Source organism: Sinomonas mesophila (assembly GCF_001999765.1).
GTDB classification, from domain to species: Bacteria; Actinomycetota; Actinomycetes; order Actinomycetales; family Micrococcaceae; genus Sinomonas; species Sinomonas mesophila.
In genome coordinates this window covers 284,557-298,942 of the sequence record NZ_KV908323.1, presented here as the reverse complement: position 1 = coordinate 298,942, position 14,386 = coordinate 284,557, and the positions used below count along the sequence as shown (strand labels likewise).

11 protein-coding genes are annotated in these 14,386 nt (G+C 72.0%); 6 read left to right on the top strand and 5 right to left on the bottom strand.

Going from position 1 to position 14,386, the window contains the following annotated elements; genetic code table 11:
* Nucleotides 1–26: 26 nt before the first annotated feature.
* Nucleotides 27–1,088, bottom strand: coding sequence for a LacI family DNA-binding transcriptional regulator (locus tag BV907_RS03305; protein WP_077488230.1), 1,062 nt, complete (start codon nucleotides 1,086–1,088; stop codon nucleotides 27–29).
* Between the two features lie 138 nt (nucleotides 1,089–1,226).
* Between BV907_RS03305 and BV907_RS03300 the strand changes: the two genes are divergently transcribed.
* Entirely contained in the window at nucleotides 1,227–2,672 is a 1,446-nt protein-coding gene (locus BV907_RS03300; RefSeq protein ID WP_077488228.1) for a sugar porter family MFS transporter, read from the top strand.
* Nucleotides 2,673–2,811: 139 nt separating this feature from the next.
* Entirely contained in the window at nucleotides 2,812–3,399 is a 588-nt protein-coding gene (locus BV907_RS03295; RefSeq protein ID WP_077488227.1) for a dihydrofolate reductase family protein, read from the top strand.
* A gap of 46 nt (nucleotides 3,400–3,445) precedes the next feature.
* On the opposite strand, the gene BV907_RS18670 is transcribed toward BV907_RS03295, so the two are convergent.
* On the bottom strand, nucleotides 3,446–4,039 hold the full coding sequence (locus tag BV907_RS18670) for an META domain-containing protein (RefSeq protein ID WP_175637347.1): 594 nt from the start codon (nucleotides 4,037–4,039) through the stop codon (nucleotides 3,446–3,448).
* A 116-nt stretch (nucleotides 4,040–4,155) separates the two neighbouring features.
* Entirely contained in the window at nucleotides 4,156–5,073 is a 918-nt protein-coding gene (locus tag BV907_RS03285) for a S1C family serine protease (protein ID WP_077488223.1), read from the bottom strand.
* Between the two features lie 111 nt (nucleotides 5,074–5,184).
* On the opposite strand from BV907_RS03285, the gene BV907_RS03280 reads away from it, so the two are divergent.
* Together BV907_RS03280 and BV907_RS03275 are read left to right on the top strand one after the other, a co-directional pair.
* The gene (locus tag BV907_RS03280; protein WP_077488222.1) at nucleotides 5,185–6,285 is read left to right on the top strand and encodes a GTP pyrophosphokinase; all 1,101 of its coding nucleotides are present in this window, start codon (nucleotides 5,185–5,187) and stop codon (nucleotides 6,283–6,285) included.
* 82 nt (nucleotides 6,286–6,367) lie between these two features.
* A complete protein-coding gene (locus BV907_RS03275) occupies nucleotides 6,368–6,826 on the top strand; it encodes a Dps family protein (protein WP_077488221.1) in 459 nt (152 codons plus the stop codon).
* 148 nt (nucleotides 6,827–6,974) lie between these two features.
* On the opposite strand, the gene putP is transcribed toward BV907_RS03275, so the two are convergent.
* Nucleotides 6,975–8,498: a sodium/proline symporter PutP gene (gene putP / locus BV907_RS03270; RefSeq protein ID WP_077488220.1), complete on the bottom strand. Its 1,524-nt coding sequence runs from the start codon at nucleotides 8,496–8,498 to the stop codon at nucleotides 6,975–6,977.
* Between the two features lie 160 nt (nucleotides 8,499–8,658).
* Nucleotides 8,659–9,579 carry a LysR family transcriptional regulator gene (locus BV907_RS03265; RefSeq protein ID WP_077488218.1) on the bottom strand — a complete coding sequence of 307 codons (921 nt, stop codon included), beginning with the start codon at nucleotides 9,577–9,579 and terminating at the stop codon, nucleotides 8,659–8,661.
* A gap of 165 nt (nucleotides 9,580–9,744) precedes the next feature.
* On the opposite strand from BV907_RS03265, the gene BV907_RS03260 reads away from it, so the two are divergent.
* Both BV907_RS03260 and BV907_RS03255 read left to right on the top strand, forming a co-directional pair.
* Nucleotides 9,745–13,602: a proline dehydrogenase family protein gene (locus BV907_RS03260; RefSeq protein ID WP_077488216.1), complete on the top strand. Its 3,858-nt coding sequence runs from the start codon at nucleotides 9,745–9,747 to the stop codon at nucleotides 13,600–13,602.
* A 158-nt stretch (nucleotides 13,603–13,760) separates the two neighbouring features.
* Nucleotides 13,761–14,297, top strand: coding sequence for a hypothetical protein (locus tag BV907_RS03255; RefSeq protein WP_077488215.1), 537 nt, complete (start codon nucleotides 13,761–13,763; stop codon nucleotides 14,295–14,297).
* The last annotated feature ends 89 nt before the right edge of the window (nucleotides 14,298–14,386 follow it).

The following is a 14,386-nucleotide window of genomic DNA, read 5'->3' as shown; positions in this document are numbered from 1 at the left end:
GAGGCGCGGCTCACATGAAGGCCGGCTCAGGAGTCCGAGGAGGAACGTCCCGGCGGGGCCGTCGAACCGCGCACGACGAGCCGGGGCAGACTGCACTCGTCCACGGCCGGCGCGTTGGGGTACGCGAGCCGGTTGAGGGCGGCCATCCCCGCGGCGACCCCGAGGGCGTGCGCGCCCAGGTCCACCGAGGTCAGGCCGATCCCGGCCAGGCCCGCGGTCCTCGAGTCGTCGTAGCCCGTGAGCGAAAGGTCCTCGGGCACACGCAGCCCGAGGCCGAGGGCGACCTCGCGTACGCCGAGCGCGAGCTGGTCGTTGTGCGCGACGACCGCGGTGGGCCGCTCCGGCCCGGCGAGCAGCGCCCGCGCCGCCTCCTCCCCGGCGGCGAGCGAGTGCCCCGGCGCGGCGACGACGCGCGGCGGCAGGCCGGCGTCGTGCATCGCGGCGTCGAAGGCCCGCCGGCGCGCGTGCATGCCCTCGTGGTACGGCCCCGTGATGTGGGCGATCCGGGTGTGGCCGAGCGCGAGGAGGTGCTCGGTCGCGGCGCGGGAGCCGGCGGCGTCGTCGGAGTAGACGCTGTCCACGCCCTCGACCCGGCGCGCGACGCTCACGATCGGCACGTCGAGGGCGAGCTCGCGAACGCGCTCGTCCGGGTCGATGAGGGTCGCGGCGATGACGACGCCGACGCGCGCCTCGATGAGCGGGCCGAGGTCCGCCTCGTCGCCGCCGGTCCCGCCGTGTTCTCCGCCGCGTCCTCCGACGCCGTCGGAAGAGCGCGCGACGCCGAGGATGATGCGGTGCGCGGTGGGGGCGAGCGCCTCGCGTACGCCCGCGAAGATGTCGGCGTAGACCTCGTTGCGCAGGTCGAGGAGGTGGAGGCCGACGGCGGAGGCGCGCTTGCGCGCGAGGTCCGCGGCGGCGACGTTGGGCCGGTACCCGAGGCGCTTGGCCGCCTCGAGGATCGCCCGCCGGGTCTCCTCGCTCACGCCCGGGGCGCCGCGGAAGGCGAAGGAGACGAGGGTGCGGGAGACGCCGACCGCGCGCGCGACGTCGGACTGGGTGGCCGGGCGGCGGGGATCGGCGGTGGTCATGGACCCCATCCTGCCACCGGCCCGCCGGACAACTTTTTTGAAAAGATGTCGCTATGTCCTTACATATAGCTCTTTCGCGCGTTAGTCTTGGATGAGATTCGGGTCACAGGCCCGTGGTCCACCGACAAAGGAGTCCCGATGTCCGCCACGATCACCCCACCAACAGGGAACAGTAAGCTGCCGCCCCTCACGAGCGGCCCGCACACCCGGCGCCTCGGCGTCGTCGCCCTCATCGCCACCTTCGGCGGCCTCCTCTTCGGCTACGACACCGGCGTGATCAACGGCGCGCTGAGCCCGATGGCCGCGGAGCTCGGGCTGACCGCGTTCACCGAGGGCGTCGTCACGAGCTCGCTCGTCTTCGCCGCCGCGATCGGCGCGATGTTCTGCGGGCGCCTCTCGGACGGTTGGGGCCGCCGCAAGACGATCATCCTCCTCGCCGTCCTCTTCTTCGTCGGCACCCTCGCGGTCGTGCTCACGCCGAACTTCGCCATCCTGGTCGTCGGCCGCATCCTCCTCGGCCTCGCCGTCGGCGGCGCCTCGACCGTCGTGCCCGTGTTCCTCGCCGAGCTCGCCCCCTACGAGATCCGTGGATCGCTCGCGGGCCGCAACGAGCTCGCGATCGTGGTCGGCCAGCTCGCGGCCTTCGTCGTCAACGCGATCCTCGGCAGCACGCTCGGCCACATCGAGGGCGTGTGGCGCATCATGTTCGCGGTCTGCGCCGTGCCGGCCATCGCGCTGTTCTTCGGCATGCTGCGGATGCCCGAGTCCCCCCGCTGGCTCGTGGAGAAGGGCCGCCACGAGGAGGCCCTCGCCGTCCTGCGCACCGTCCGGTCCGAGGACCGAGCGGTCGCGGAGCTCGGTGACGTCGAGCACGTCGCCCAAGAGGAGCTCGAGAGCCACCAGATCGGCTGGCGCGCGATCTTCTCCAACAAGAACCTGCTGCGCATCCTGCTCATCGGCATCGGCCTGGGCGTCGCCCAGCAGCTGACCGGCATCAACTCGATCATGTACTACGGCCAGACCGTGCTCGTCGAGTCGGGCTTCGACAAGAGCGGGGCGCTCATCGCGAACATCGCCCCCGGCGTGATCGCCGTGGTCGGCGGCATCATCGGGCTCTCGCTCATGGACCGCCTCGATCGCCGCAAAACGTTCATCACCGGCCTGGCGCTGACCACGACCTGCCACGTCCTCATCGGCGTCGCCTCGATGGCGCTGCCCGTGGGCAACCCCATCCGTCCCTTCGTGATCCTCTTCCTCGTCGTCGCGTTCGTCGGCTCGATGCAGACCTTCCTCAACATCGCCGTGTGGGTCTACCTCTCGGAGGTCTTCCCACTGCACATGCGCGGTTTCGGCACCGGGGTCTCGATCTTCATGCTCTGGATCGTGAACGGGTTCCTCTCGCTCTACTTCCCCTCGCTCGTGCAGGCCACCGGCATCACCGGGACCTTCTTCCTCTTCGCCGTCGTCGGCGCCCTCGCGCTGCTCTTCGTCATCACGCAGGTCCCCGAGACCCGAGGCCGCACGCTCGAGGCGCTCGAGGAGGACGTCACGACCGGCGCCATCTACCTCGTGAACAAGGGCTAATCGCTTCAGGAGCGCCTCCGCGGGAGTACGCCGCGAAGAGTACGCCGCCCGGGGGCCCGCCGCTGTTTCGCGGCGGGCCCCCGGCGTGTTCCCGCCCCGCCCCTTACGCGTGCGGCGCCACCGGCCTACCCTCGGAAGGGTGCCTGACCTGACAGTGGACTTCATCATCTCCCTCGACGGGTATGCCTCCGCCGAGGGCTGGCCGGGGTTCTGGGGCGTCGAGGCGCCCGAGTACCTGGCCTGGCTCGACCAGTCGCCCGAGCGCGGGCACACGACCCTCATGGGCGCGAAGACCTACCGGCTCATGTCCGGCTTCGCCGAGCAGTTCCCGGACGATCCGAGCATGACGATGCTCGCCGAGATGCCCAAGGTCGTGTTCTCCTCGACCCTGAAGGAGCCGCTGACCTGGGCCAACGCGCGGCTCGTGGACACCGACGCCGTCGAGGCCGTCCGCGCCATGAAGGAGGACGCCCCGACCCCGCTGCGCACCCTCGGCAGCGTGAGCCTCTGCCGCTCGCTCCTCGCCGCCGGGCTCGTGGACCGATTCCGGGTCGTCGTGTTCCCCGTCATCACCGGCCGGACGGGCAGCGAGCGCATCTTCGACGGCTACCCCGACGTCATGCTCGACATGGTCGCGAGCCGGACCTTCGACGGCAAGCTCCAGCTGCTCGAGTACGCGCCCACGCTGCTCACCGAGCCCCCACCCGGCGGGCCCATGGGGCCGTGAGGCAGCGCTGCGTGAGGCAGCGCTGACCGGGCTGGCGCCGGAACCCCTACCGCCGGAACACCACCGTCCCGCGCGGGTTGGACCACGTGAGCGTCGTGCCGTCGTAGGCATACGAGACCGGCTCGGCGATGAGGTTCCACGTCCACCTCTCGTAGTCCGCCTGGGGGCCGAGGCAGGCGATGAGGGTCTGGGCGAACTGCGAGTGGTCGACCGTCAGGGTCGCCCCGTCAAGCTCGGCCGGGCCACCGCCGCCGTTGCAGGGCGTGCCGATGCCCACCGTGACCCGGCCGTTCACAGTGCGGACCGAGAACGAGACCGGGTCCGTGCCGAGCCACGGGAGCGGGCCGGAGGGATCGGAGCCGGAGACGGACGTGAAGGTCACGCAGCCCGGCAGGCCGCCCACGTCGGAGCAGTCCTCGCTCGGCGTCGGGTCGGGCGTGCGGGGCGCGGACGACGGCGCGTCCCCGGCGCCGTCGGGCGGCGTGGGCTGGGCGGGTCCGCCCGGGGTGGATCCCGGGGCGGTCGCCCCCGGCGAGGTCGCCGCCGGGCCCGGGGGCTTGGCGCCGAGGCCGTCCCCGCAGCCGGTCACGAGCGCGGCCGCCGCCATCGCGGCGGCGAGCATCGCCGTCGTGCGCCACATGAAACGAAGGCTCCCCCACCGCGCCGCCATGGCTCCACCGTACGCCGGGGCCGCAGGCGCCGGAACCCGCGAGGCGAGCCTTCCGGGGCCGGGCGCCGTGCGCCGCGCCGGCCGGGTCAGTCGACGAGCTCGGTGGGCTCGGTGATGACGTCGACCATGGCCTCGCCGCGCAGCACCGTGATCTCGGTCCGGCGGCCGATCGCGTCCTCGAACATGTGCCGCTGGAGGGACTGCGCGTCGGCGAGCGCGGCGCCGTTGATGGCCAGGAGAAGGTCGCCGGGCCGCAGGCCGCTCACCGCGGCGGGGCTCCCCGGGATGACCTCGGCGACCCGCAGGGCGCGGCGCCGGCCGGTCCGTGCGGTCCAGCGCTCGTCGAGCGGCGTCGGGACGCTCACGAGCCCGAGGTAGGCGCGGCGGACGCGGCCGTCCTCGCGCAGGGCGCTCAGGATGCGGCGGGTCGTGGCGTTGATCGGGACGGCGAGGCCGAGCCCGATCCCCGCGACCGCCGTGTTGATCCCCACGACGCGCCCGCGCGAGTCCGCGAGCGCGCCGCCGGAGTTCCCGGGGTTGAGCGCGGCGTCGGTCTGGATGACGTCCTCGATGAGCCGCGACGCCGTCCTCCCCCGCGCGGGCATCGACCGGCCGAGGGCGCTGACCACCCCTGCCGTGACGCTGCCCTCGAGGCCCAGCGGGCTCCCGACCGCGACGACGAGCGAGCCGACGAGCAGCCGGTCCGCGTCGCCGAACTCGGGCGGCTCGGGGACCTGGATGCCCGTGCGCAGGACGGCGAGGTCGGAGAGCGGGTCGCGGCCGATCACCGCGAACGGCCCGGACGCGCCGTCGGCGAGCGCGACCTCACCGCGCGCCAGCCGCCCGACGACGTGCGCGTTCGTCACGAGGTGCCCCTCGTCGCTGAGCACGACGGCGGAGCCCGAGCCCCGCTCGGTGCGCACCGAGGCCACCCGGGGCCTCAGGTGGCGGGCCACGGACGTGACGGTCTGCGAATAGGCGTCCAGCGCCTCCTCATCGCCCACGCACAGGCCAACGCCCCGCGCGGCGCGGCGATTCCCGCCGTCGTGCGCGGATCGCCGCAGGCGAACACCCAGCCGGGCTACCGTGTCGGAACCGATTGCTACGGTGATTGCATGACCAGCAACTACGGCCGGCTCGACGCCGGCCAGCGCGCGATCGTGGACGCCTCGGTGCAGACGTACGAGCGCGTGCGCCCGGCGCTGAAGAACGTCACGCGGGACGTGCTGTACACGCTGCGCGACATCTTCGCCGACGCCGAGGTGACGCCCCTGTTCATCACAGGGCGGACCAAGACCGTGGAGTCGTTCAGGGAGAAGATCTCCCGGCTCGACCCGCCGTCCGAGCCCGGCGGCGCCCCGACGCTCAAGTTCCCCGACCCGTTCCGGACGCTCAACGACATGGTCGGGGTGCGGGTCATCACGAAGCTGCCGAGCGAGAACGCCATGGTCGCGAACCTCATCAAGCGCCAGCGCCAGATCTACGACTGCCGCGGGGACCGCGAGAAGGCCATCGGCTCGATCGAGTCCGGCACCTACGGCTACTCGAGCCGCCACCTGATCCTGCGCACGATCCAGAACGATGCCGTGCGCGCCTACCAGGCCGAGTTCAACCCGGAGCTGCCGGCCAACGGCAACTACTTCTTCGAGTGCCAGGTCCGCACGATCTTCGCGCACGCGTGGAGCGAGATCGAGCACGACATCCGGTTCAAGAGCCAGGACCCGAGGGCGTGGAGCCCCCAGTTCGACCGGCAGTTCACGGCGACGGCGGCCATGCTCGAGGTCGTGGAGAAGGAGTTCGCCGAGCTGCACGAGCGCTACGAGACGGTGCGCAGCTTCTGGGATCCTGCTGGCGAGGGCGGCGAGCCGCTCAGCCCGGACCGCATCCGGGACGTCTGGCAGACGCTCCTGCCGCACGTGGACCGCAAGGTCGACGACGACTGGGGCTGGGCGAACGAGCTCGTCCAGGCGCACGGCTTCACCGAGACCCGCCAGCTCGTGGCGCTGCTCGACGCCGAGCGGATCACCGAGGTCCGCAAGGCCCTCGACCACCGCTACTCCCCCGGCCCCGACCGGCTGCTCGACGACCTCCTCCTGTGGCGGTTCGGGCGTGAGCACATCGAGCTGACGGCCGAGCCGGCGGGCACCGAGCCGCACCCGCGGCGCGACTCGCTCCTGCGCAGGCTCAGGCAGATCGAGCGCTACCGGCTCACGTGAGGCGGTTCACTTTTGGCTCCCCCGTGCTCGGGTAGGGATTGGGGTAGGGGTACAGCACACCACCGAGGGAAAGGACTGACCCATGAAGGCATCCGAGGAACTCGCCAGGGGCCTGCAGGCCGTGCTCGTGGACCTCATCGAGCTCACGCTCCAGGGCAAGCAGGCGCACTGGAACATCGTGGGGCCCAACTTCCGCGACCTGCACCTGCAGCTCGACGAGATCGTCGCGGCCGCCCGCCTGCACACCGATGTCATCGCCGAGCGGATGCGCGCCCTGCACGTCGTGCCCGACGGCCGCAGCGCGACGGTCGCCAAGACGACCTCTCTCGACGAGGCCCATGAGGGGATCGTCTCGACGAGCCAGGCGATCGACGCCACCGTCAAGGCCCTCGAGAACACGGTGGCCACGGTGCGCGGGATCTACAGCGCGGTCGAGGAGCACGATCCGGCCACGACCGACCAGCTCAACGAGATCATCCTGAAGCTCGAGCAGTTCGCGTGGATGGTCGGCGCCGAGAAGATGAAGACGACGACGCCGTAGCCAGCGGCCTCGCCGCTCGCCCGCCCGAGCGGCGCGCACGACGGCGGCCCGGTCACCTCGCACCGGTGACCGGGCCGCCGTCGTGCTTGCGGGCCGCCGTCGTGCTTGCGGGCTGCCGTGCTGCGCAGGGAGGCCCGCGGCGGGATGGCTACCGCGTGGCGGCGGCCTCCGCGGCGGCCTCCTCGCCGACCTGACGCTCCATCTCCTCGAACTCGGCGTCGATGTCCTCGTGGCGGTTCGTCGCACGGGAGACGAGGACGGCGACGAGGACGTTGAGGAGGAAGCCCGGCACGATCTCGTACATGGCTGAGTGCAGGGCCGGGATGTTGCCCCAGACGAACACCGTCACGGCGCCCGTGAGGAGGCCCGCGAGGGCGCCGGCGGCCGTGAGCTGGCGCCAGTAGAGGCTCAGGATCACGATCGGGCCGAAGGCCGCGCCGAAACCGGCCCACGCGAAGGAGACGAGGTCGAGGATCTTCGAGTCCGAGTCGAGGGCGAGCACCGCCGCCACGACCGCGATGACGAGGACTCCGAGGCGGCCGAGCGTGAGCTGGGCCTTCTGCGAGGCCTTCTTGCCGACGATGTTGTAGAGGTCCTCCACGAGGGCCGAGGAGCACACGATGAGCTGGCTCGACATGGTCGACATGATCGCGGCGAGCACGGCCGCGAGGACGAGTCCGCCCACGAACGGGTGGAAGAAGATCTGGCTCAGGAGCAGGAACACCGTCTCGGGGTCCTCGAGCTGGCGGGCGGGCGAGCCGGCGAAGTAGGCGATGCCGATGAGCGCCGTGCCGATCGCGCCGGCCGCGGTCATGATCATCCAGGTCGTGCTCACGCGGCGGCCGGCCTTGGCCTCGGCCGGGGTGCGCAGCGCCATGAACCGGACGATGATGTGCGGCTGGCCGAAGTAGCCCAGGCCCCACGCGGCGGTCGAGAAGATCGCGAGGCCCCACAGCAGCGCGCCCTTGTCCTCGAGGCCGGCGAAGAGGTTGAGGACCTCCGGGTTGACGGACTGCATCGTGGCGGCCGCGCCGCCGAGGTCGCCGAGCTGGAGGACGACGACGATCGGCACCGCGATGAGCGCGGCGAACATGAGCAGGCCCTGGGCGACGTCGGTGAGCGTGGCCCCGAGGAACCCGCCGAAGAGCGTGTACAGGAGCGTGATGACGGCGACGAGGAGCATGCCCGACAGGTACGGCCAGCCGAACGAGCTCACGAAGAACTTGCCCGCGGCGACCATGCCGGAGGAGACATAGAACGTGAAGAACACGAGGATCACGAGGGCGGCCGCGATGCGGAGCAGGTGGCTGTGGTCCTTCAGGCGCTTCTCGAAGAAGCTCGGGATGGTGATCGCGTTGTCCGAGATCTCGGTGTAGGCGCGAAGCCGCGGGGCCACGAACTTCCAGTTGAGCCACGCGCCGATGGTGAGGCCGATCGCGATCCAGGCCTCGATGAGCCCGGACGCGTAGATGGCACCCGGGAGGCCCATGAGCAACCAGCCCGACATGTCTGCGGCGTTCGCGGAGAGTGCTGCGACGGACGGGCGGAGGCCTCGCTCTGCGAGCATGTAGCCGTCGATGCTCGTTGTGCGCCGGTAGGCGTAGTACCCAATGCCCAGCATCGCCGCGAGGTATACCGCAATGGCGATGAGCTGGAAGGTCTGCTCGGTCATGCTTGTGTCTTCCTCGGAATCATGAGTGCCTGCGCAGGGGGATCCCGGCGCGTCAGGGGGTGATCGCTCCAGTGTGGCAGCGCCCACACGGGCGCAACGGGCCGTTACCGTTCCGTGATATGGGTTTCTGGCCGTTCGGCGCCGTTCATCCGGCCGCCGCTCATCCCGCGGCCGGGCCCACGAGCTGGCGGGCCGTCTCTTCGAGCACGCGCCGCACCGCGAGCATCACGGGATGCTGGGCGCTCGAGGACCGCATGGACGTGAACACGGTGCGCTGCGGCGTCCCCTCGAGCATCACGAGCCGCGCGGCAGGCACGCGCCCCACCCAGACGAGATCCGGGAGGAGGGCCACGGCGTTGCCCGACTCGACGAGCCGGACGTGGGCCTGGAGGTCCGCCGTCTCGTAGCGGACGTCCGGATCGAAGCCCGCGGAACGGCAGGCCTGCTCGGCCCAGTGCCGAGAGGCTGCGCCGCGCGGCTCCATGACCCACGGGACGCGTCCGGCGTCGGCAAGCCGCCTGACGCCGTCGAACTCGGCGCCCGAGCCGCGGGGCGGAAGGGCGAGGCGGATCGTGTCCCGCGTGAGCCCCTGCCGGTCGAGGCCCGAGTAGTGCGGCGCGGCGTGGTGCGGGTACTGCTCGGCGACGACGAGGTCGAAGTCCCGCGCCCAGGTCTCGTGCAGGGCGGTCTCGGGCTCGTGCTGGACCATCTCGACGCGCAGCTGCGGGTGCCGCTGGCGGAGGGTCTTGAGGGCGGCGGGCAGGAGGGCGAGCGCCGCGGTCTGGAACACGGCGAGCCGCACGGTGCCGCGGACCTCGCTCTGGCTCGCGGCGAGCGCGGCCTCGGTGCGCTCGAGCGAGTCGAGCAGCTCCGAGGTGTGGGCGACGAGGACCTGCGCCTGCGGCGTGAGAAGCACGCGGCGGCCGGACTTGCGCAGCAGCTGGACGCCCGTCTCCTTCTCGAGGAGGGCGAGCTGCTGCGACACGGAGGAGGGGCTGTACTGGAGCGCGTCGGCGACCTCGGCGAGGGTGCCCCGGATGCTGAGCTCCCTCAGGAGGCGGAGGCGGCGGATCTCGAGCAACGGCGGCCCTTTCGCAATAGTGCCAGTGGGTTCCTGACCGATCGGTTTGACTCACCATTATGCATCACTAAAGATCACTTCTGCTTCTTGAACGGAGGGCGCGCATACCGACGGCCGATCCCGCAGGCGCATGATGAGACCATCGCGCGGGAAGGAGCAGCCAGCATGGGCCAGCACACACCGGCGCCGGCGTCCGGCGATCAGCAGCCCACGAGCGCGGCCGCGGACGGCGCGGCTGTCCGCCCGCAGGACCTCGCCGACGCCGCCGTGGCACAGGTCCGGGCGTGGCTCGACGCCGCGGCCGCGTTCCCCGTGGATCCCGCGGCGGCCCGGCTCGCCGCCGTGCTCAAGGACCCGGGAGGCCTCGCGTTCGCCGTCGGCTTCGTCGACGGCGTCGTCCGGCCCGAGGACCTCGGCGTCGCCGCACGCAACCTCCGCTCCCTCGCGCGGACGTCCCCGGACTTCCTGCCCTGGCCCCTGCGCCGGGCCGTGGCTTTCGGAGGTGCCCTCGCCCCGGCGCTGCCGCACGTCGTCGTCCCCCTCGCGCGCCGCATGCTGCGCGGGATGGTCGGCCACCTCATCGTCGACGCCTCGGACGAGAGGCTCGGACCCGCCATCGCGAGGATTCGCCGGCCGGGGGTGCGGCTCAACCTCAACCTCCTCGGCGAGGCGATCCTCGGCGAGCGTGAGGCGGCCCGGCGGCTCGAGGGCACGCGCCGGCTCCTCGAGCGCGACGACGTCGACTACGTCTCGATCAAGGTCTCCGCGACCGTCGCGCCCCACAGCCACTGGGCCTTCGACGAGGCCGTCGAGCACATCGCCGACACGCTCGCCCCGCTCTACCGTCTCGCGGCGGCCGGCGGCCCGTCGGGGACGCCGAAGTTCATCAACCTGGACATGGAGGAGTACAAGGACCTTGGCCTGACCATCGCCGTGTTCACACGGCTGCTCGGGCGTGAGGAGTTCCGCGGCCTCGAGGGCGGGATCGCGCTGCAGGCATACCTCCCCGACGCCCTCGGGGCGATGATGCGCCTCCAGGAATGGGCCGCGGGGCGCGTCGCGGCCGGGGGCGCGCCGATCAAGATCCGCGTGGTCAAGGGCGCGAATCGGCCCATGGAGCGCGTCGACGCCGAGGTCCACGGCTGGCCGCTCGCGACGTGGCACACCAAGCAGGAGACGGATACCTCATACAAGGCGGTCCTCGACTACGCGCTCACGCCCGAGCGGCTCGCCCATGTGCGCGTGGGCATCGCGGGGCACAACCTGTTCGACGTCGCCCTCGCGTGGCTGCTCGCGAAGGCCCGCGGGGTCGACCGTGGGATCACTGTGGGCGGGCTGGGCGGGCAGACAGCCCAGGTCGAGTTCGAGATGCTCCTGGGCATGGCCCCGGCGCAGGCGCAGGCCGTCCTGGCGGACGTCGGGCACCTCCTCCTCTACACCCCTGTCGTCCACCCCGGGGAGTTCGACGTCGCGATCGCCTACCTCGTCCGCCGGCTCGAGGAGGGCGCGAGCCCGGAGAACTTCATGTCCGCCGTGTTTGGCCTCGGGTCGGACCCGGCCCTTTTCGAGCGCGAGAAGCGGCGCTTCCTCGCCTCGCTGTCCGCCCTCGACGCCCCGCCCTTCGCCGACGCCGACGGCCGGCGGACGGTCCCTGCTCCGCACCGCACCCAAGACCGCCGCCAATCCGGGGTCACCTCCCTGCGACCCGGGGTCACCTCCCAAGAATCCGGGGTCACCTCCCAAGAATCCGGGGTCACCTCCCAAGAATCCGGGGTCAATCCGCAGACATTGACCACGGATCACAGGGATCTGACCTCGCAAGCTAGGGATCTGACCCCGCAAGCCTGGGAGGTGACCCCTCATCGCAGGGAGGTGACCCCTCATCGCAGGGAGGTGACCCCTCATCGTGTGGAGGGGTTCGCCAACACTCCCGACACCGATCCGGACCTCCCAGGCAACCGGGAGTGGGGCCGCGCCATCATCGCCCGCTCTGCATCGTCCCGGATCGGCGTCGACACGGCGGACGCCGCGGAGATCGGCGCCGAGGGCGGGCTCGACGCCGTCGTGCTCGCCGCGGCGGCCGCAGGCGGGCGGTGGGGCGCCCTCACCGGTGCCCAGCGCGCCGTCGTGCTCGACGCCGCTGGGCGCGCGCTGGAGGCCCGCCGGGCCGAGCTCCTCGAGGCGATGGCGAGCGAGTGCGGCAAGACGCTCGACCAGGGCGACCCCGAGGTCTCCGAGGCCGCGGACTTCGCGCGCTACTACGCGACGCTCGCCCGCGAGCTCGACACCGTCGACGGGGCCGAGTTCGTGCCGTCCCGCCTGACCGTCGTGACGCCGCCATGGAACTTCCCGGTCTCGATCCCGGCCGGCTCGACCCTGGCCGCGCTCGCCGCGGGCTCCGGCGTCGTCCTCAAGCCCGCGAAACAGGCCCGGCGCTCTGGCGCGGTCATGGTCGAGGCGCTGTGGGAGGCGTTCGACGCGACCGCGGCCGAGACGGGCGTGGGCCGCGACGTGCTCCAGCTCGTGCAGTTCCCGGCCGGCGAGCCTGGCCGGACCCTCGGCCGGGCGCTCATCGCGCACCCGGGCGTGGACCGCGTGATCCTCACGGGCGGGTACGAGACCGCGCGGCTGTTCCGCTCCTTCCGCAAGGATCTGCCGCTGCTGGCCGAGACCTCGGGCAAGAACGCGATCATCGTGACCCCGAGCGCTGACCTCGACCTCGCCGCGCGGGACGTCGCGGCCTCGGCCTTCGGGCACGCGGGCCAGAAGTGCTCGGCCGCGTCGCTCGTGGTCCTCGTCGGCTCGGTCGCGACCTCACGCCGGTTCCGCAACCAGCTCCTCGACGCGGTCCAGTCGCTGCACATCGGCTACCCGTGGGACGCCCGGTCGCAGATGGGCCCGGTCATCGAGCCGCCCCAGGGCAAACTGCTGCGCGGCCTCACGGCCCTCGGCGAGGGCGAGGCCTGGGTGCTCGAGCCGCGGCCCCTCGACGACACCGGCAAGCTCTGGAGTCCCGGCGTTCGCTCGGGCGTCCGGCCCGGCTCGGAGTACCACCGCATCGAGTACTTCGGCCCGATCCTCGGCGTCATGACGGCCGCGACGTTCGAGGAGGCCGTCGCCCTCGTGAACCAGGTCGACTATGGCCTCACGTCGGGCCTGCACTCGCTCGACGCCGACGAGATCGGCTACTGGGCGGAGCACCTTGAGGCCGGCAACCTGTACGTCAACCGCGGGATCACGGGCGCGATCGTCAGGCGGCAGCCCTTCGGGGGGTGGAAGAGGTCTGCCGTGGGGGCGGGTGCGAAGGCCGGCGGGCCAAACTACCTCGTGGGCCTCGGTTCGTGGCGGGACGCCCCGGTGCGCGAGCCCGGCACCCCGGCGGGTGGGCGCGGTCTGCACCACGCCGCCGTCGAGCTCCTCGGCGCCGCGCGGGCAGCCGTCGGCGCCGGCCTCTCCGCGGACGACGCCGCGTGGCTGGCTTCGGCGGTCGGCTCGGACGCCGCGGCCTGGGCCGCGGAGTTCGGCGCCGCCCAGGACGTCACGGGCCTGACGTGCGAGCGCAACGTGTTCCGCTACCGCCCTGTGCCGATGACGGTCCGCTTCGAGGCCGGGACGTCGGGCCACGGCGTGGCCGAGCTGCTCCGGATCGCTGCTGCCGCCCTCAGGGCGGGGTCGCGGCTCTCGGTGAGCAGCGCCGTCGTACTTCCCGGGCGCACGGGGGAGGTGCTGCGCCAGCACGGCGCGGGCGTGGAGGTCGAGGACTCGGCGGCCTGGCTCGTGCGGGCCGCGCGACTCGGCGCGGGGCGCGTCCGCCTCATCGCCGGGGATGCGGAGGCATCGGGCGCCGCCGTCCGGGCGCTCGCCGAGGCCGTGGACGGGATGCCGGACGTCGCGCTGTACGCGCATCCCGTGGTCTCCGCGGGGCGGGTTGAGCTCCTGCCGTTCCTGCGCGAGCAGGCCGTCTCGATCACAGCGCACCGCTTCGGCAACCCGAGCCCGGTGGCGCTCGCAGCCAGGCTTTAGTTGGCTGCGGATGTCAAGTCCCGAGAAATCAATTGACAACGTTTTTCTTTGGGATTTGCGAAATCTGTCACGCCCTGCGTGACAGCGCTGGAATGGGCTGCGCACGATGGACATGCAATCTCAGCGTGATGGGGGACTTGATCACGACAGGAGATGTCATGTCCAGATATGCCACTCGCAAGCTCTTCATCGGCGCCGCCGCCGCTGGCGCGGTCGTGTTGGGGGGCGCCGGGGCGGCTGCCTTTGCGGCCCCCGGCGACGATTCGGCGGACCAGCCGGTGACCACGAACGTCGACACGACGGAGGTCGACCTCGACGACGTCGACGAGCCCGACGTCGACGACCCCGAGACCGAGGCCCCGGAGGACGACGCTGATGACGTCGACGACCCGGCGGACGACGCAGACGACACACCCGAGGACGGTGCGGACGACACCGACGACGTCGACGAACCCGCCGACGTCGATGCTCCCGCCGCCGACGGGCCGTCCGAGAACGCCTCGGTCGTCGCCCAGCAGGCGTGGGAGGCCGCGCACGCGCCCGCAGAAGAGCGCTATCCCGGGTCGGTCTCCGACGTCGTGCTCCAGTTCGTGCCGGCCGGGCCCAAGCAGGAACCCCAGTCGGTTCCGCAGTCCGAGCCCCAGTCCGAGCCGCAGCAGCGGGGCGGCCAGGGCAACGGCAAGAAGGGGCGGTGACGCCGCCGCAGATCGGAAGAAGACCAGAAGCCGAATCCATGATGGGTGCCGGGGTCATACCCGGCACCCGTTCCTCTGCCGAGGCTGCG